Genomic DNA, 17649 nt, shown 5'->3' on the forward strand with positions numbered 1-17649 from the left:
CTATTCGAAATAACGAGAGGTCACGTTAAAGTTTTTTGCATGGAGCAAACCCGCAGAGGACACATGGATGATACGTAACTCGATGCGCGCCCTTCCAGGGTTCATACAACCATTTTTGAGCTGGCTGACAGCCAAGCCTCTGCCTGAGGATCTCAACCAGGTCCGAATTCTGAAACCCATCCACCATATCCTTGTGTCAACGGGATTAATAGCATTCGGGGTGTTGTTGGCCGGCATTGGTTACTTGCATGGCAGTGTGACTTTCTGGCTGCTGGGCTTTGTAGTGGCGACCGGTGGTATCAAGCAGATGCAGGTTATGATCTGCCATAACTGTGCTCATGACATGGTTTTTGAACAGCGTGAGATGAACTTGACAGTAGGCCGGATTATTTCTGGCGTATTGATGCTCAAACCGTTCGATACCTACAAGCAAGAGCACGCTCTGCACCACAGTTCCAAAACCCTGCTCACAGAGGATGACGACACTCTGTCTTACCTGCAAGGGGTGGTGGGATTAAAACCGTCCGACAGCGTTGCCACGATGTGGACCAAATTGGTCTCCACGGCGCTATCACCGTTAGCGATCCTGCGCTCTTTCTGGAGCCGATTGAAGGCGACTGCAACCGCGTCGAACGGCCGTGTTGCAGCGCTGACGCTGATCTTCTGGGCCACGGTCAGTTTGCTGGCAGCAGCCATGGGGCATTTCGATCTTTTCATCATGGCGTGGGTCGTGCCGGTATTCGCCGGCTATCACATCAGCACGACGTTCCGCCTGGCTGCCGAGCACACCTGGCCCAACGTGGACGTACTGGAACGGCGCGGTATCGACTTCATTTGCGAAAGCACGACCGGTGTATTTATTGGTGAGGAGTTGCGCATACCGGAGGCTGCGGGTGCTGTTCGACGCATTGCCTATATCTGCTTATGGCTGATCAAAATGCTGGGCTACCACTTGTTCATCCGCGTGTTTGTGATGGTCGGCGATACACCGTGCCACGACTTTCACCATCGGCGCCCAAGATCCAAGGAATGGCCGAACTACATCACCGCGCGCGAGCGGGACAGGATCGAAGGCTCGAAACCTTTTCCCACTAATTACGCCGATTACTGGGGCTATATCAACGCGGTAACAACGAACTTCCGCAATTTCCAGAAGGCACTTCCGTATTACGCAAGCAGAACAGAAACTTAAAAGGGATTTTAACGATGACATTCAACAAAACCGCTCTTCTCAGCACTGTACCATCAGACTCCCATAGCTGGAACCTAGTGTTCATGGAGTTCCTGCTCAATGACCTTGGCTATAAGGTCGAAAACCTGGGGCCCAACACGCCAATGGATGATGTTATTGCGCGGCTTAACCGCAATGGCTGCGCAATAGTTGTGATCAGTACTGTCAATGGCCACGGCTACATCGAGGGCGCCGAACTCGCCCAGCGCATTCGCAACGAGACGAATCACATCAAAGGGCTCTATATCGGCGGAAAAATCTGCACTGAAAACGACGCCCTGACCATCGCCCGGCACAGCGATACGCTTCGGGCAGCGGGTTTTGACGAGGTGTTCGATGACAGCGTGGCAAACAGTTTTGATGCCTTTCAGGAGCTCGTTTCCGCACAGTTGTATCCAACCCATTACCTGGAAAAGCGGGTCGCGCGATGAGCGCGTACTCTGATCCAGATAAAGCAGGGACAGGAAAAGGTATGCCGAAATGATCGACTTCAACACCCACGTGCTTGAACGGTTTGACGTACACGGTCCGGTACTCCAGCCGCGAATGGGCTTCAGTGACCCCGTCCTGATGCAGGCAGGGCTGGAGGCCACAGCGGCCAGTCGCGCGAACACGGTATGCACCATCACCCTTGATGCGTTCACCCGGGTGAATGATCTCGACGCGGCGCAACGGGCGATTGATAGTGCGTCCATGCTAAATGGCTATCCGATTGTGAATCATCCGGCGGCGAAAACCCGTGCGATGCTGGAACAGATTCATGCCCGCTACCTCCTGCCGGTGCAGATTCGCCATGGCTCGCCCGATCCACTGCACATTTTCAAGCGCATGGTCGAAATCGGCTCGGCCACCACCGAGGGTGGGCCAATTTCCTATTGCTTGCCGTACAGCCGTACGCCGCTGCGTGAGGCTTTCGGCCACTGGGAAAAAGCCTGCCAGGTGCTTTCCAGAGGGCTGGACCACAGTCATATCGAGAGCTTCGCCGGCTGCATGATGGGGCAGATGTGCGACCCGGTCATTCTGGTTGCACTCAATATTTTAGAAGGACTGTTTTTGCGCTCTCACGGGATCAAGACGTTGTCGTTCTCCTACGCCCAAGGCACCTCGCCCGTGCAGGACCGTGCCGCGGTGACGGCTTTGCAACAACTTGCCAGCGAATACTTCGCACCGGGCAGCTATCACTTCGTCGGGTACGTGTTTATGGGTTTTTTCCCACGAACCCTGGGCGGGTTTTGTCGAATCACTGGCGATGCGCTGGGCATGATTCGCTCTACGGGCGTGCAGCGTGTGATCATCAAGACTCCGGTGGAGTCACGTCGTATTCCTCGGGTTGAGGAGAACATCGCTGCATTGGAATACGCCAGTTATTGCCTGCACACGGATGGTGTCTTGCCGGATGTCCCGTTTGACGCGCATGAGCATGCCCGCATTCTAGACGCCTCGAGGCGGCTGATTGAAGGAACGTTGACTCGTGATGCCGACTTGTCCGAAGCAATTCTCAGTGCATTCGACAGTGGTTTTCTATCGATTCCTTACTGCCTTCACCCAGATAATAAACGGGGAGCCGGCACGGTGTTGACCGCGAAAAATTATTACCAAGGATTCGAGGGTGAGCGAGTGGAGAATGCTTTCTCCTTCTTGGCAGCATTGCGACAAAACATCCGCACCTATGATGGCGCCGCCTAACTTGAAAAACGCACAGGGATACGATGTGTGCGCTTAAGTTGTTGACCGCAAGCTTTTGGCTTGGATTTTCGATAAGCTCAAGAGAACGTGGTTCTCCCCATTATGAGGAGAGGGTCGCGCAGAAAAAACGTACTTTCAGTACGGGTGCATTATAAATCATGGCTGCTACGTACCACGTAGTTGCGCCTCGCAAGCCAGGCGTCCCCAGGATCCGTATTGAGAGATGGTGGTAGGCTAGGGGGGCGGCGACTTGTCAACAAGCGTAGCCCGTCGGATCCGGACTGGCGATTGCTGTCTCTCGTGACTGGCCGATTGCAGTCATTCACACTGCGCCAGCTTTAGCCGGCGAGCGACAGGAGTCGGCCAAAAAGAAGATATAGCTAACGTCGTGTCACAGGAAGCCATATATGAAACTCTTCATAACTTAGGATCTGTCTTGAGCGTAAAGTCTAAAAAATCCTCTTTTGATGTCTTGGGCACTTTGAACTTAATAAAGCCATATCCGAGTGCTGTATGGCATGCATTACACGCGATCTCAGTTTCTGAAAATTTTTCATTGAAAGTCTTCGTGTTCTTATTTGAAATGGCCTGGCCAAGCGGTAGAAGATAAGTACTCTCAAAAGCCTTCAACATGCCAGCCCTTTGTGGCCTGGTAATCTCCGCCACTTCTTGCGACTCACGCAATTCCTTTAGCTGGTACTGAGCCAGCCCCCAATTACCGCCATTCGCCGCCCAGTATATATTGGCAAACCGATAACCGTACTCATGCATTACCACCCCTAAGCCTGGCTGAATGGAGGAAAGCACATCAACACGGCTCTCGACACTGCCCTCAGTTATACTTTTTGCAACTTCATCACTCGCGTGAACTACAAGGAACGGTGCCAAAAACAGGCCAGTGAGAACCATTCGTTTGCGAAGCATAATGCCACCTCGTTTAACTAGGTATTGACAGTTTTTCGGGAACTTAGCGCTTTAATCATTGAAAACGCTAAAGCCGAAAGGCACCGTGCGAAATGCATTCAGGAGTGAGCGTTGCACTTATATGTTGAGTTCAAGCCCAGTGTAGTCGACCAGCGTAGTCTATTGACGCTTCACGGAGCTGGGCCGACGAAAGGTCTCCCCCCATCGATACTTGTTAAGCAACTCATTCAGCAAGGTGAGTCGGCCTGGCTTACATGGATACATGCGACTGTCCGTTTTGGGTCGAACTCAGCCTGTAAAATTAGTAATGCAGTTCTGCATCAGGAGGATACCGGGTAGTCGCGTAAGGACGCCTATACTCCGCTGGCAAAGTAATCGGAATCGGTGGTTTTGATGAACAAGGATAGAAATAGCGGGGAAGACCAGAGCCTGGGCGACAAGATGAAGGCAGGCGAACCGCTGATGGAGCGGGCGGTGCAGGCGTTACGCCGGTACCACGAAGCGCAAGAGACGCAGCCTGCGCGAGAAGTGGAGAAGCTGCGCCTCGAAGCGGAAGCGCTATTCGCTGCTGTTCACGAGTATCAGCGCCAAGCCCTCGGCGAGCCTCCACCTCGGTTGCATTGAGCGAATTCGGGGAGCGACAAAGGCAGCAATCGACCCAGGTGAATCGGTCCTGGTTTGTAGGCGCATCTGACGGGCCGCTTTTGGCTGTGGATTCAACCGGTCGATGCAACACAACTAAATTCTGTGTAAGCAGAAGGAGTGTTGCAGATGAAGCAGAGACCTCGGATCTATTACACCGAAAGCCAGAAAAAACTGATGTGGGATCACTGGCAGAAAGGCGACTCGCTCCAGCACATCGCCCAACTATTTACTGGCCTACACAGTCCCCGGATACAAATCCCTCTACCTGACTATGATCGGTGGCTGGCTGTTCGGTATGACCTTTGTGAGGTTCCGACCTATCAAGTGATCCGGGATCGAGCCATGGCGGCTTGGTGGTAATTTGGTTGATAGGTCGAGCGCCGCGCATTGAAGTACAGATTCTGCGGCAGGTTCTTGTTCGCAGTATTGCGCGGCCTTGGGACCATCACGCTGCTCCTTTCAATACCATTGCCACCAGATCGTTACCGCATGACCGGTTAAAGGCAGTCCAATCTACGTACCAGAGTTTCCCGATCTGCTCGCCAGGCACTATTCCATTACGGATATGGTTGCGGATGGCCTGGGGGCATTGGGGGGTTCCGTTTTCGCCCCAGCGTCGACGCTGAAACTCGCTGATCTTTATCAGATCTCGCCTCATTGAATACCTCTGCCCGGGTTGGGCGTTGATGCTCCATACCGCGTGCGGCGGCAGAAGGTGGGGTTGTAGAAATCTGATGAAGGGGGTGAGGCAAGCTCTGTGGGTGAGCTACTGTTGATGCGCTCGCCTCACCAGTTGCTGACCATTCAGCCCCCTTCCTGAGGTGGCTGGTGGGGCGAGCTCTTTTGCCGTTTCATGAACGTGACCCAGTGCGTTTTTTCACGCTGATCCGGACCACTTGGTTGACGTGCCCAGCGCGCTATTGCTTCAGGGGAGGCTTGTTTTCTGTGGGCATAGGGATGTCCTTGGCCGGCGATCGACTACAGTTGATAGGTCACTGATATGGAGATCGAATATGAAGTGCTTAATCTGTCAGGCTGCCGCCAGGACTGTTCACGCGCTTGGAGGCTGGTCAGAGGTCAAATGCTCAGCTGGTTGTGGACACTTCAGGGTTTCGGCAAACCTTGTTGCGAAGATGAAGTTCAAGAACGAATTCTTTGACGTCGAACGCACAAGGCGATGGCTTGATATGTCTCGGAATGATGAGCCAGTGCCGTTGATATCGACCTACGATTACAACGTTTCCTTACTGCATCGCGATGCAGAAGAGAGATCTACCCGCCTGCCGAATCGTTCTAGGCAGTCGGTAACTTCAGATTAGATAGAGGTTCTTGCTTCGATCTGTCGAAGTGCATGCTGTACCGCTGGTGATGCAAGGGGAGACGCGAACGCGATATTGACTCTACGAGGCGCACTTGCAGGGCTTTTAATAGTGAGCTACGGTTAAAACAGAACGGATGGCCATTATCTAAGGGACTAGCAATGAGAAATTGCATGCGTGTTGCTGTGACTTACCTTGGTCCCTTTTTTCTACTGAAAATCCGTTTGTCGGCCGAATTTTTATTCGATGGACTCGCCAGCAGGCAGGCTCATCGCGTTTGACTTGGCTCAGAATTCTACTGTTGTCACTGCTTTGAATTTCAGGGTGTCCACGTCTTATTCCTATTTGAAATATAGACGCCGTTTTTATTGTTTAGGGAAGGGAAAGCCAATGGATTTGAATGATTTGCTTGCTGTAGTAAACACAGAACATGCCGCTGCTTTGAGTTTGAGCAAGGGCGGGTGGGAAGGATGGCTTCAAGCGGAGCTGTGGTACTACCTCAATATTACGAAGACTCCGACTGAGTCAACAGAGCGGGAAGTTAAATTTCCGCAGACCCAAACATATTGCGATTTGGTGACAAGCACAAATCAATGGGTCGAAATTAAAGCCTTCGGTATATTTCGTGAAGGAGATGAGAATCGATTCATGGATGGAATCGCGCTAGATGTCATGAAAATGGATAAAAGGCCAAATGGGGCAACGGGTCTAGTCTGGGTAGTCGTTCCCCGCGCCATCGGTGATGAGCTGGTAAGGGCGTTTCAGGATCGAGGTTGGAATGGGTTCGAAAGAACTAACGCAGAATATGTGAGTATATTTCAAATGAGATTTTAACCAGAATAGCTAGCTTGTATAAGCGTTAGCTGAGTGCATATGACAATCAGTCAAACGTAAAGCCCGGCTGAGTGCTGGGCTTTGTTGTAATGGCCAACTAATCCGGACACGATGTTAAGCTTTTCTCGGCCTGAGCTGACGCCGCCCCCCGTGACCGGATGCGACAGTGGGGGTGGTGGTTCACTCGGGTTGGTCTACGCTTTTGGCTAAGCCTCAATATTGGATTTGGCGCTGGATAATCAGTTTTAAGATACGTCGCAATTCCGCTGAATGTGAGTGCTTGGCAGTACGATCGACTTTGAGGGGCTACAAGCAAGCACAATTTCACCGACCCAAATACCGGTTTCGGCAAACTAATTGGCTCAGGCCGCTGTTAGAAAGGACTCCTATGAAATCCACTATCATTACCCTGGGCCTGCTCGCTGCCTTGGCCGGCTGCACAACCGCAGGCCCATATGTCACCAACATCTCGAGTGATGGACGTAACGGCTTGAACATTGAAAAGTGCGCCGTGAAGATGAATGCTTTCATGGGTACTGTCAGCACCACCGAATGCACGAGCCAGAATGTGCAGCTCAGCCGAAGTAACTGATCGCGTCAATGTCGCTGATGGCCTGGAGTGCATGTCCTCCAGGTCTCGTTTCTGCACGGCCAGGTGTTCATTCCGAAAGGTCCGTGCCATGTTTTCACGTATCTACACTTTGTGAGGCGGTTTCGTCAGCCTCATGATGTTTCCTGCAAATCCCTCGCCGTGCCAGATCAGCCTGCCTTTGCTCCATCGCTCACAAGAGAGAAAATAAACAACCCTAGAATGATCAGGAGCAGAGTTGCAGCAATGTTGGACACGATCTTGATCGCTCTCCGATGCCGATGCATCCAATGGCCTTCGGGTTTGTAAGGCGCAAGCCGGTCAAGCGCGTTTACCAAGTCGGAAAACTTGGTAATCATCTCGATCACGAATTCGAGGACATTCATTTTGGCGACATCCTACGGCATTCTACGGTTGTCATGCCCACTGCCACGTCAGCTTGGTTTTAGGGCTTTGCGTATTCAAAACCGACAGAACCTTTGCGTGGCTCATCCCTCGATCGGGGCAGCACACTGAGTGTATTCAGCGTAGACCAGTCCCCGGATGCGTAATGGCGAATGTTGTCAGGAGCAAGTCGATAATCCTTCGCTGCCGAAGATGCAGGAACTACGTTAAGTAGAACGTTTATTTCATTCGGATGGGGTTTTATTAGTCAGTGCAGGTGAAGCATGGCTATAACAGTATTTGTAATAGCGGGACTTTTTTTAATTTCCTTGGGTGTGGTCACTATCTTGACCTGCAATGACCTATCCGGAAGGGGTTGCGTTGGAAGGCGGGCAGCGTAAGTATGCAGTCAGTCCCTCATCACGGATGAATCAAATGAAACTGATTTTCTTAGTGCTGGTTATGGGGTTGTTGGCCTGGAAGTTTTCCCCTGAAGTACAGTCATGGACGCAGGCCAGGCTATCCAGTCAACAGGCCGCCTCCCAAGCGGTGACTGCGCCAAAGCTCATTTCGATTTCGGTTCCCGTCAAATGTGATGGCCGCAAGCGCTGTTCACAGATGACCTCTTGTGCGGAGGCCACGAGCTTTTTGCAGAACTGCCCGGGAATGGAAATGGACGGAGACCACGATGGGGTGCCCTGTGAATCGCAGTGGTGTCGATGAGCGTCCATTAACAGGCTGGTAGTGGTTTGATTTTTTTACAGACGAGACACACTCGTCAAACGGGCTAGTGGCAAATTGCGATCCTCGCTGGCTGCCGCCCAATCAGCTCGTCCCTGACGCAGTTGGCGAGGGGAGCTCTCCTTCCAGCTGGTCACCTAGAACGGCAGACCAGCGCAATCCAAACATGGTCATGCGATAGAAGACCCGGATTTGATCTGACGGTCACCGGGATGTCGTGTGTGGCTGCCTGGTCAAGCTTTCGCTTTTGCAGCATGACCCCTCGACAATACGATCCGTTTTGAAATTTGCGGGTACAAATGTAAATATGTATCATTAAGTTTCATAATCAAGGGTCGCAAGGAGAGCATTGCCCACATAACAATAAGGTCAAGGCAATGCTGAAAATGCTACTCGTATACGGTCACCTGCTCGCCACGTGCATTGCCCTGGGTCGGGTATTGCAGGCCGATCACAAGCTTTGGAGCTGGCGCAAGGAAGCGCTGGATCTCACGCAGCGTCAGTACATCGAAGACACCCAGAAGATTGTTACCCTGGCACTGTGGGCGCTTTGGGGAAGTGGTCTGCTGCTGGTGCTCCAAGGGTATGTCACCGAGGGCGATGCGTATCTGCTCAATCAGAAACTCTGGGCCAAAGTGACCGTTGTCGTGCTGCTTACCCTGAACGGCACACTGCTGCATCGAATCGGTTTCCCGCTCCTGCAAAAGGGTGCCTTTGTCTTGTTGCACGCCTCCGGGCGCACTCGGCTTGCGGTCTTGGGCGCGCTGTCGATGAGCGGCTGGCTATTCGCCTCTTTCCTGGGCGTGGCTCGAGCCTGGAATCACGCACTGCCTTACTTGCATGTGATGGGTGCTTTCGCAGCGCTTGCGTTGCTTGCGTGTGCGGTGTCACTGATAGTCGCCAGTGCGGCGGGCACCATGGGCGATAGGTGGTCGCGTACAGGCAGTGAGTGAAAGGGGGGGGAGAGTCCGCGGCGATTCGGTCGCGGACAATCGACGCTTTTTCCTGACACGTTTAACATCCGGTCTTCAGCCCCCCGATGCTGCACTGAGACTTTCACTGCCGTGTCGACAAACAGCCTGAATCAACGGCTCTGTCTCCTGGCGGATATCACGTGCGCATTTGCGCTTCAATCAGCGCGCACAGTGTCTGGACGGCGCCGCGCATGGACGTTGCCGGTGTGTTGCCAAAGCCCATCAACAGGCCATGGCGGACTTTGGTGTAGGGCGCCACGAACAATCCCGACAATGGGCCGGCACCAATCTCTCGTGCCCGGGCGGCGGCGGTCAGTGCTTGATCGTCACAACCCTGCGGCAGGTTGGCGAGAAGATGCAACCCGGTGGCGGCGGTCGAGACCGAAAGCAGTCCGTCGGCTTCGCTCGCGATAGCTGACAGTAGGGCCGCACGGCGCTCTGTGTAGAGCGACTTGGCGCGGCGGATATGGGGGCCTAAATGGCCATTGCCGATAAAGTCGGCAGCGGTGGCTTGCACTGACTTCGGTACGCGGTGGCCACTGCCATTGCGTACGCGTTGCAACACATCCACCAGATGATCGGGCGCGACCAGGAAACCCAGGCGTAGGCCGGGCATGAGCAACTTGCTAAGCGTACCGACGTAGATGACTCGACCATTGTCGCCATCCAGTGCCTTGAGCGCCGTGGTGGGGGCACATTCATAACGAAATTCACTGTCGTAATCATCTTCGAGGATCACGGCATTCGCCTCGTCAGCCCATTGCAGAAGGGCCATGCGCCTGGCCAGACTCATGGTGACACCGGTCGGGTATTGGTGTGAGGGTGACACCAGTGCCAGCCTGGCGTCGGGTGCGAGTCGGCGCCCGGCCTGCACTTCCAGGCCTTCGGCATCGACCGGCACGCCAACGGTGTTCAGTCCGGCCAATACCAGGCTGCGGTAAGTGGCATCGTATCCCGGGCTTTCGACCCAGGCGCGATCACCTCTGTCCGTGAGTGCGAGCGCGGCAATCAGGACGGCCGCTTGAGCACCGGGGGCGACGATGATGTTGTCGGGGCGACAGGTGATGCCGCGGGCGACGCCCAGGTACTCTGCCAGGGCCTCGCGCAAGGATAGCAGGCCTTGGGGATCGCCATAGGAGGCGCCGCAGGCCAGCCGTCCCCGCCAGAACCGCCCTTCAAGCCTGCCCCAAAGCGCATAGGGGAAGGCATCCAGTGCCGGGAGGCCAGGCGTCAGCGGCCAGGCGGGATGGGCCAGTGACATGGAGTCGAGCCCTACCAGCTGGCACGAGCGCAGGGAGCCAGCCAGAACCGGTCGTGCAGGCGTGGAGGGCGCTGGGGGCCTGATCCCGATCCGGCTGGCCACGTAGGTCCCGGCCCCTTGGCGCGCTTCGAAGAACCCCTCGGCCAGCAGCTGTTCATAAACGCCGGTCACGGTCATCCGCGAAACTCCCAGCTCCTGTGCCAGCGTGCGGGACGCGGGCAGCCGAATGCCGGGCTTGAGGGTGTTATGGGTCACGCCTTTGCGGAAGAAACGCACCAGTTGTTCGCGCAGGGACAGTGGGCTGTCAGTGGAGGGGAGAAAGGCGTTCCAGATCGGGTAAGCCGTGGCGCGTTTTTTCATAAGAAGGACATCCGTATCCGCCGAAACAAGTGGTCTAAGTTAACTGTGGAAAGTGGATATTTCAACCAGTCCATTTTGTACCCATACTGGCTTCATTGTTAACCGCGCAGGTTCTGGGCCGGGCGTCTGGCGCAGATCCTGACCGGATCCCAGCCCGAGCATGCGCACTCAGGAAGGTACTTCACGGATGAAAAGCACGGCGACGGCCATACCCCTCAAATCAACCGATCTGTTCCATCCGGTGGTGGCGGCGCTGGTGTCCGTCATCGTCAACTACGGCGGCACTTTCATTCTCGTGTTTCAGGGGGCAAAGGCGGCCGGGCTGAGCCCCGAACAAACCGCTTCGTGGATCTGGTCGGTGTCCGTAGGGGTTGGCCTGACGGGGGCCTGGTTGAGCTACCGCTACCGGGAACCGATCATCACTGCCTGGTCGACGCCGGGCGCGGCTTTCCTGATCACGGTACTGCCTAATACGCCCTATGCCGAAGTCATTGGCGCTTATGTGTTGTCAGCCATCGGCTTCGTGATACTGGGGATGTCGGGCTATTTCGAGCGCGTGGTGAAGATGATCCCGCCGGGGATTGCCGCCGGCCTGCTGGCGGGCATCCTGTTGCGATTCGGCATGGGAGCGTTCGGTGGCGCGAGTGTTGACCCGCTGTTGGTTGGGGTACTGATTTTCAGCTATGCGCTTATCCGCCGGTTCACTGCCCGCTACAGTATTGTCGGCGTCCTGGTGATCGGTGTTGCGCTGTTACTCGGCCTGGGACAGGTCAGTTTCGACAGTGTCGAGCTCAGCCTGGCCACGCCGGTCTGGACGACACCCGAGTTCTCATTCAATACGCTGCTCAGCGTCGCCTTGCCCTTGTTTGTGATCACCCTGACCGGGCAGTACATGCCCGGCATGCTGGTCCTGCGCAATGACGGTTTCACAACCAGCGCCAATCCGATTATCACCGTGACGGGGCTGGGCTCGCTGCTGATGGCACCCTTCGGTTCCCATGCGTTCAATGTGGCGGCGATCACCGCCGCCATTTGCACGGGACCTGAGTCCCACGAAGAACCCGGCAAGCGCTACATCGCCGGGCTCGCCTGTGGCGTGTTCTATGTGCTCGTCGGCGTGTTCGGTACCACCTTGGCCACCTTGTTCGTGGTGCTGCCCGCCACATTCATCACCACCCTGGCCGGCCTCGCCTTGCTGGGCGCGATTGGCGGCAGCCTGGCGACCGCCGTGACGGATGTACGAGGGCGGGAAACCGCGCTGGTTACCTTCCTGGCCACGTCGGCCAACGTCACGCTGCTGGGCCTTGGCGGAGCGTTCTGGGGGCTGCTGGTGGGGTTGGTCATGCATGGCGTGATGCACGCCAGGATTCGAAATCGCTGAGCGGGCTGCCATGATGCGGGTTGATCAGGTGTCCGGCGTGGCAGTCGCTTTGCGTTTCTGGTCGCGCAAATAGACTTCTTCCCGATGCACTTTTACGTCCTTTGGCGCATCGATTCCGATCCTGGCGCCCGTGCGCATATTGCTCGGGCTCAACACGGTGATCTTGATGTCGTCGCCGATAATAATGGACTCACCGATTCGCCTGGTTAGCAGTAACATCCTGTAGCTCCGGAGTGATGGAATATCCCCGCATACTGGTGCTCAGGCGCGTGCAGACGCGAATCAATAATTCTCAATTGTCGATGATCGAGGTGCAGCCCATGGCAAATGCGCCAGGCTGGTCGGTAATGGGGGGCGTCGGGATGGGGGGAGCGGACATAAAAAGAACCGCGTTCCCAAGCGGGAACGCGGAACAAAAGGAGTTTCACTTGGGGTGAGAGGGTTGGCACCACCGCAGGCAAGCGTCGATTGCTACCTGCCGAGTCAACCCATGTGCAAGCGCTGTGAAGTGCTTGCAGCCAGCCCCTCTCGACACCCATTTAGAACCCGCTCGGACGTTCTGCAAAGTTAATAAGTATCAAAAATATGGATTTACCGGCTGGCAGGGCACCTTGATGTGTCGGCTCATCCCGGCACTTTCGCCAGGGCAGCAAAAAGCCCGCGCAGGGCGTAATGATGTTCAGCTAAGCGAGCGCCGACCTTTGTAGGAGCGAGCGGGCTCGCGATGGACGTCAACGATTACGCGGATTTCTGAATAAACGCGTGGTTCTTGAGTTCATCGCGAGCGCGCTCGCTCCTACACGTGCGGTCTCATTTTCTTAACTGAATAGCATTACGCGCAGGGCGGGCTTCAGGGCACAAGCGGTGAGGGTCACTCAGTCGTGCTTGTACTTGTTCTTGTGTTTGTGTTTGTGCTTGCCGTTATAGCTTTTGCCGCCGGAGTGATGATCGTCATCGTCCGCCAGGTTGTTGCCCACCGCGCCACCGGCGGCGCCACCCAGCCCGGCACCGATGGTGGAGCCGGTCGAGCCACCCAGCGAATTGCCGATCACCGAACCGCCTGCCGCACCGATTCCGCCGCCGATCGCGGCTTCGTTCCGGTTGCCTTTGGGGGCGGCGACGGCGCTGCCTGCGGCCCCGCCGACACCGGCGCCAATCGCCGCTCCGGTGCTGCCGCCAATTTGTTGGCCAACAACGTTACCCAGCGCGCCGCCCAATCCGCCACCGATGGCAGCGTCGCCATCTCCAGAGGCCATGGCGCCTTGTGTGAACAGAATACCCAGGGCAAGGGTGGACAGGATTAATCGCATGCTGTGGACCTCATGAGTCATGTTTGATTTCAGACTTCCCTATCAGCTCGCTGAGTGTTCAAGCCGTGCTGTGTGCGCCGATTCGACGGTTGTCTAATCGGTTAGAGAGAGTGCTGTCGTCAAAAGTTCGACCGCGGCCCGGGAATATCCGTCATCCGGGCGCTGCAAGCAGTGCCCGGCTCATAGGGCTGTCAGTTGTCGTAACCCAGGTTCGGTGCCAGCCAGCGTTCACTCACGCTCAATTCCTGGCCTTTACGGGCGGTGTAGCTCTGCACCTGGTCCTTGTCGATCTTGCCCACGGCAAAGTACTGCGCCTGCGGGTGGGCGAAGTACCAGCCGCTGACGGCGGCAGCCGGGAACATCGCGTAATGCTCGGTGAGGAACACGCCGCTGCGGCCTGCCTTGAGTTCAGCAGCCTCGGGATCGAGCAACTTGAACAGCGTGCCTTTCTCGGTGTGATCCGGGCAGGCCGGGTAGCCGGGGGCAGGGCGGATGCCGCTGTACTGCTCCTTGATCAAGGCTTCGTTGTCCAGCGCTTCGTCCTTGGCGTAACCCCAGTAGTCTTTACGTACCTGCTGGTGCAGCCACTCGGCGCAGGCTTCGGCCAGGCGGTCGGCCAAGGCCTTGACCATGATCGAGTTGTAGTCGTCGCCAGCGTCCTGATAGGCCTTGGCCACTTCTTCGGCGCCGATGCCGGCGGTGGTGATGAAGCCGCCGACGTAATCGGTGACGCCGCTGTCTTTCGGGGCGACGAAGTCGGCCAGGGAGAAGTTCGGCTTGCCGTCGGTCTTGATGATCTGCTGGCGCAGGTGATGCAGGCGCGCCAGCGGCTTGCCGTCGTCGCCGTAGACTTCCAGGTCGTCGTCGTGCACCTGGTTGGCCGGCCAGAAGCCGAACACCGCACGGGCGCTGATCAGTTTCTCGTCGATCAGTTTGGCGAGCATCTCCTGGGCGTCGGCGTACAGCGCGGTAGCGGCTTCACCCACCACTTCATCCTGCAGGATGCGCGGGAATTTGCCGGCCAGGTCCCAGGAAATGAAGAACGGTGTCCAGTCGATGTACTCAGCCAGCACCTTCAGGTCGATGTTATCCAGCACCTTGGCGCCGGTGAAGGTCGGTTTCACCGGCTCGTAGCTGCTCCAGTCGAATTGCGGCTTCTTGGCAATCGCGGCCGGGTAGCTCAGGCGCTCGGTACGGGCGCTGCGGTTGGCGGTGCGCTCGCGGACCTCGACGTATTCCTCGCGGGTTTTCTCGACGAAGCCGGCCTTCAGCTCCTTGGACAGCAACTGCGTGGCAACGCCCACGGCGCGGGAGGCGTCGGTGACGTAGACCACGGCGTCGTTGCTGTACTTGGGTTCGATCTTCACCGCCGTATGTGCCTTGGAGGTGGTCGCACCACCGATCATCAGCGGCAAGTGGAAGTCCTGGCGCTGCATTTCGCGCGCCACGTGGACCATCTCATCCAGCGACGGGGTGATCAGGCCGGACAGGCCGATGATGTCGCACTTCTGCTCCTTGGCCACCTGGAGGATTTTTTCCGCAGGCACCATCACGCCCAGGTCGACGATGTCGTAGCCGTTACAACCCAGCACCACGCCGACGATGTTCTTGCCGATGTCATGCACGTCGCCTTTTACCGTGGCCATGAGGATCTTGCCCTTGGCTTCGGGCTTGTCGCCTTTTTCCAGCTCGATGAACGGGATCAGGTGGGCCACGGCTTGCTTCATGACACGGGCGGACTTCACCACTTGGGGCAGGAACATCTTACCGGCGCCGAACAGGTCGCCGACGATGTTCATGCCGGACATCAGCGGGCCTTCGATCACTTCGATCGGGCGGGCGAACGACTGCCGGGATTCTTCGGTGTCTTCGACGATGTGGGTGGTGATGCCTTTGACCAGGGCGTGTTCCAGGCGCTTGTTGACGTCCCAGTTGCGCCACTCTTCGGTCTCGGCTTCCTTGACGCTGCCATCGCCCTTGTACTGGTCGGCAATGGCGAGGAGGGCGTCGGTGCCTGCCGGGGTGCGGTTGAGCACCACGTCTTCCACGGCGTCACGCAGTTGCACCGGGATCTGGTCGTAGATCTCCAACTGGCCGGCGTTGACGATACCCATGGTCAGGCCGGCGCGGATCGCGTGCAGCAGGAACACCGAGTGGATCGCTTCCCGCACCGGGTTGTTGCCCCGGAACGAGAACGACACGTTGGACACGCCGCCCGAGGTCAGGGCATACGGCAGTTCGTCGCGGATGTAGGCACAGGCGTTGATGAAGTCCACGGCATAGTTGTTGTGTTCTTCGATGCCGGTGGCCACGGCGAAGATGTTCGGGTCGAAGATGATGTCTTCCGGCGGGAAGTCCACGTCGTTGACCAGAATGTCGTAGGAGCGTTTGCAGATTTCTTTCTTGCGCGCTTCGGTGTCGGCCTGGCCGGCTTCGTCGAAGGCCATCACCACCACGGCGGCGCCGTAGCGCTTGCACAACCTGGCGTGATGAATGAACTGCTCGACGCCTTCCTTCATGCTGATGGAGTTGACGATGCCCTTGCCCTGGATGCACTTCAGGCCGGCTTCGATCACTTCCCACTTGGAGGAGTCGATCATGATCGGTACGCGGGAGATGTCCGGTTCGCCGGCAATCAGATTGAGGAAGGTCACCATGGCCTTCTTCGAATCGAGCATGCCCTCGTCCATGTTGATGTCGATCACCTGGGCGCCGGCTTCAACCTGCTGCAGGGCGACTTCCAGGGCCTCGGTATAGTTGTCTTCACGGATCAGCCGGGCGAACTTGGCGGAGCCGGTGATGTTGGTCCGCTCGCCGACGTTGACGAACAACGAGTTGCGATCGATGGTGAACGGCTCCAGGCCCGACAGGCGGCAGGCCTTGGGGATGTCCGGAATCTGCCGTGGCGTGTAGCCGGCGACGGCCTTGGCGATGGCTTCGATGTGCCCCGGGGTGGTGCCGCAGCAGCCGCCGACGATATTGAGGAAGCCGCTCTGGGCGAACTCTTCGATGACCTTGGCGGTTTCGGCCGGCAGTTCATCGTACTCGCCGAATTCGTTTGGCAGGCCGGCGTTGGGGTGTGCCGACACATAGGTGCTGGCCTTGTTCGACAGCTCTTCCAGGTACGGGCGCAACTCACGGGCACCGAGGGCGCAGTTCAGGCCGACGGAAATCGGCTTGGCGTGGGCGATGGAGTTCCAGAAGGCTTCGGTGGTCTGGCCGGACAGGGTGCGGCCGGACGCATCGGTGATGGTCCCGGAGATCATGATCGGCAGTTCGAAACCGACATCCTCGAAAACGCCCTGGACGGCGAAGATCGCGGCCTTGGCGTTCAGGGTGTCGAAAATGGTTTCGATCAGGATCAGGTCGGCGCCGCCTTCGATCAGGCCTTTGGTGGCCTCGGTGTAGTTCTCCACCAGTTCGTCGAAGGTCACGTTGCGGTAGCCGGGGTTGTTCACATCCGGCGACAGCGAGCAGGTACGGCTGGTCGGGCCCAGGACACCGGCCACGAAGCGCGGTTTATCCGGGGTTTCCAGGGTCTTGGCGTCGGCGACCTTGCGTGCCAGGCGCGCGCCTTCTACGTTCAGCTCATACGCCAGGCCCTGCATGCCGTAGTCGGCCTGGGATACCTGGGTGGCGTTGAAGGTGTTGGTTTCCAGAATGTCGGCGCCGGCATCCAGGTATTGCTTCTCGATCGCTCCGATCACATCCGGGCGACTCAGTACCAGCAAGTCATTGTTGCCCTTGACGTCGCTTGGCCAGTCGGCAAAGCGCTTGCCACGGTAGTCCTGCTCCTCGAGCTTGAAGCTCTGGATCATGGTGCCCATGCCGCCATCGAGAATCAGGATGCGCTCTTTGAGGGCTTGCTTGAGGGCGTGAAGGCGAGCACTGCGATCGGACATAGGACTACCTGGTAAGGCCATTACGAAGGGGCGGAATCATAGCAAACCTGTGCGCTTTTAGAGCATGGCCAGGATTTGCATGAATATCGCTCATGTTGGTGCCGGGGT

16 protein-coding genes are annotated in these 17649 nt (G+C 56.8%); 9 read left to right on the forward strand and 7 right to left on the reverse strand.

The features are described 5' to 3' along the window. Positions 1 to 67 precede the first annotated feature (67 nt). From CKW07_RS01685 to CKW07_RS01695, 3 genes are read left to right on the forward strand one after another with little or no spacing between them, the layout of a single operon-like run. Positions 68 to 1192: a fatty acid desaturase gene (locus tag CKW07_RS01685; RefSeq protein ID WP_176465253.1), complete on the forward strand. Its 1125-nt coding sequence runs from the start codon at positions 68 to 70 to the stop codon at positions 1190 to 1192. Between the two features lie 14 nt (positions 1193 to 1206). Then, on the forward strand, positions 1207 to 1662 hold the full coding sequence (locus tag CKW07_RS01690) for a cobalamin-dependent protein (RefSeq protein ID WP_095079438.1): 456 nt from the start codon (positions 1207 to 1209) through the stop codon (positions 1660 to 1662). Positions 1663 to 1711: 49 nt separating this feature from the next. Continuing rightward, positions 1712 to 2917, forward strand: coding sequence for a methylaspartate mutase (locus CKW07_RS01695; protein ID WP_095143283.1), 1206 nt, complete (start codon positions 1712 to 1714; stop codon positions 2915 to 2917). A 417-nt stretch (positions 2918 to 3334) separates the two neighbouring features. Here CKW07_RS01695 and CKW07_RS01700 read toward each other — a convergent pair whose 3' ends face one another. Then, positions 3335 to 3841, reverse strand: coding sequence for a hypothetical protein (locus tag CKW07_RS01700; protein WP_218192019.1), 507 nt, complete (start codon positions 3839 to 3841; stop codon positions 3335 to 3337). A 393-nt stretch (positions 3842 to 4234) separates the two neighbouring features. Between CKW07_RS01700 and CKW07_RS01705 the strand changes: the two genes are divergently transcribed. Beyond that, positions 4235 to 4465, forward strand: a complete 231-nt coding sequence (locus CKW07_RS01705) for a hypothetical protein (RefSeq protein WP_095143284.1) — start codon at positions 4235 to 4237, stop codon at positions 4463 to 4465. Between the two features lie 466 nt (positions 4466 to 4931). Here CKW07_RS01705 and CKW07_RS25570 read toward each other — a convergent pair whose 3' ends face one another. Further along, positions 4932 to 5144: a hypothetical protein gene (locus tag CKW07_RS25570; protein ID WP_095143286.1), complete on the reverse strand. Its 213-nt coding sequence runs from the start codon at positions 5142 to 5144 to the stop codon at positions 4932 to 4934. Between the two features lie 1051 nt (positions 5145 to 6195). On the opposite strand from CKW07_RS25570, the gene CKW07_RS01725 reads away from it, so the two are divergent. Continuing rightward, positions 6196 to 6639, forward strand: a complete 444-nt coding sequence (locus tag CKW07_RS01725) for a hypothetical protein (RefSeq protein WP_095143288.1) — start codon at positions 6196 to 6198, stop codon at positions 6637 to 6639. 388 nt (positions 6640 to 7027) lie between these two features. Continuing rightward, positions 7028 to 7231: a hypothetical protein gene (locus CKW07_RS01730; protein ID WP_095143289.1), complete on the forward strand. Its 204-nt coding sequence runs from the start codon at positions 7028 to 7030 to the stop codon at positions 7229 to 7231. A 167-nt stretch (positions 7232 to 7398) separates the two neighbouring features. On the opposite strand, the gene CKW07_RS01735 is transcribed toward CKW07_RS01730, so the two are convergent. After that, the gene (locus tag CKW07_RS01735) at positions 7399 to 7614 is read right to left on the reverse strand and encodes a hypothetical protein (protein ID WP_095143290.1); all 216 of its coding nucleotides are present in this window, start codon (positions 7612 to 7614) and stop codon (positions 7399 to 7401) included. 433 nt (positions 7615 to 8047) lie between these two features. On the opposite strand from CKW07_RS01735, the gene CKW07_RS01740 reads away from it, so the two are divergent. After that, complete coding sequence (locus CKW07_RS01740) at positions 8048 to 8335, forward strand: excalibur calcium-binding domain-containing protein (protein WP_095143291.1); 288 nt, start codon at positions 8048 to 8050, stop codon at positions 8333 to 8335. A 395-nt stretch (positions 8336 to 8730) separates the two neighbouring features. Beyond that, positions 8731 to 9306, forward strand: a complete 576-nt coding sequence (locus CKW07_RS01745) for a hypothetical protein (RefSeq protein ID WP_095143292.1) — start codon at positions 8731 to 8733, stop codon at positions 9304 to 9306. Between the two features lie 157 nt (positions 9307 to 9463). Here the strand turns inward: CKW07_RS01745 and CKW07_RS01750 are convergent, their stop codons facing one another. After that, entirely contained in the window at positions 9464 to 10948 is a 1485-nt protein-coding gene (locus CKW07_RS01750; RefSeq protein ID WP_095143293.1) for a PLP-dependent aminotransferase family protein, read from the reverse strand. 187 nt (positions 10949 to 11135) lie between these two features. On the opposite strand from CKW07_RS01750, the gene CKW07_RS01755 reads away from it, so the two are divergent. Then, positions 11136 to 12329: a benzoate/H(+) symporter BenE family transporter gene (locus tag CKW07_RS01755; RefSeq protein WP_095143294.1), complete on the forward strand. Its 1194-nt coding sequence runs from the start codon at positions 11136 to 11138 to the stop codon at positions 12327 to 12329. Between the two features lie 24 nt (positions 12330 to 12353). Here CKW07_RS01755 and csrA read toward each other — a convergent pair whose 3' ends face one another. The 3 genes from csrA to metH form a co-directional block, all read right to left on the reverse strand. Further along, positions 12354 to 12548: a carbon storage regulator CsrA gene (csrA, locus tag CKW07_RS01760; RefSeq protein WP_095143295.1), complete on the reverse strand. Its 195-nt coding sequence runs from the start codon at positions 12546 to 12548 to the stop codon at positions 12354 to 12356. 656 nt (positions 12549 to 13204) lie between these two features. Further along, a complete protein-coding gene (locus CKW07_RS01770; RefSeq protein WP_095143297.1) occupies positions 13205 to 13639 on the reverse strand; it encodes a glycine zipper domain-containing protein in 435 nt (144 codons plus the stop codon). 191 nt (positions 13640 to 13830) lie between these two features. Next, entirely contained in the window at positions 13831 to 17541 is a 3711-nt protein-coding gene (gene metH, locus CKW07_RS01775) for a methionine synthase (protein ID WP_095143298.1), read from the reverse strand. Positions 17542 to 17649: the final 108 nt, after the last annotated feature.

Origin of the sequence: Pseudomonas sp. Irchel s3b6, assembly GCF_900187415.1 — a bacterium.
Classification (GTDB): domain Bacteria; phylum Pseudomonadota; class Gammaproteobacteria; order Pseudomonadales; family Pseudomonadaceae; genus Aquipseudomonas.

Bases quoted from the DNA above. Each gene is read 5' to 3' on its own strand.
- CKW07_RS01750 (WP_095143293.1), bottom strand. From the start codon at position 10,948: ATGAAAAAACGCGCCACGGCTTACCCGATCTGGAACGCCTTTCTCCCC.
- CKW07_RS01740 (WP_095143291.1), top strand. From the start codon at position 8,048: ATGAAACTGATTTTCTTAGTGCTGGTTATGGGGTTGTTGGCCTGGAAG.
- CKW07_RS01725 (WP_095143288.1), top strand. From the start codon at position 6,196: ATGGATTTGAATGATTTGCTTGCTGTAGTAAACACAGAACATGCCGCT.
- CKW07_RS01690 (WP_095079438.1), top strand. From the start codon at position 1,207: ATGACATTCAACAAAACCGCTCTTCTCAGCACTGTACCATCAGACTCC.
- CKW07_RS01695 (WP_095143283.1), top strand. From the start codon at position 1,712: ATGATCGACTTCAACACCCACGTGCTTGAACGGTTTGACGTACACGGT.
- CKW07_RS01770 (WP_095143297.1), bottom strand. From the start codon at position 13,639: ATGCGATTAATCCTGTCCACCCTTGCCCTGGGTATTCTGTTCACACAA.
- CKW07_RS01705 (WP_095143284.1), top strand. From the start codon at position 4,235: ATGAACAAGGATAGAAATAGCGGGGAAGACCAGAGCCTGGGCGACAAG.
- CKW07_RS25570 (WP_095143286.1), bottom strand. From the start codon at position 5,144: ATGAGGCGAGATCTGATAAAGATCAGCGAGTTTCAGCGTCGACGCTGG.
- CKW07_RS01755 (WP_095143294.1), top strand. From the start codon at position 11,136: ATGAAAAGCACGGCGACGGCCATACCCCTCAAATCAACCGATCTGTTC.
- csrA (WP_095143295.1), bottom strand. From the start codon at position 12,548: ATGTTACTGCTAACCAGGCGAATCGGTGAGTCCATTATTATCGGCGAC.
- metH (WP_095143298.1), bottom strand. From the start codon at position 17,541: ATGTCCGATCGCAGTGCTCGCCTTCACGCCCTCAAGCAAGCCCTCAAA.
- CKW07_RS01735 (WP_095143290.1), bottom strand. From the start codon at position 7,614: ATGAATGTCCTCGAATTCGTGATCGAGATGATTACCAAGTTTTCCGAC.
- CKW07_RS01685 (WP_176465253.1), top strand. From the start codon at position 68: ATGATACGTAACTCGATGCGCGCCCTTCCAGGGTTCATACAACCATTT.
- CKW07_RS01745 (WP_095143292.1), top strand. From the start codon at position 8,731: ATGCTGAAAATGCTACTCGTATACGGTCACCTGCTCGCCACGTGCATT.
- CKW07_RS01730 (WP_095143289.1), top strand. From the start codon at position 7,028: ATGAAATCCACTATCATTACCCTGGGCCTGCTCGCTGCCTTGGCCGGC.
- CKW07_RS01700 (WP_218192019.1), bottom strand. From the start codon at position 3,841: ATGCTTCGCAAACGAATGGTTCTCACTGGCCTGTTTTTGGCACCGTTC.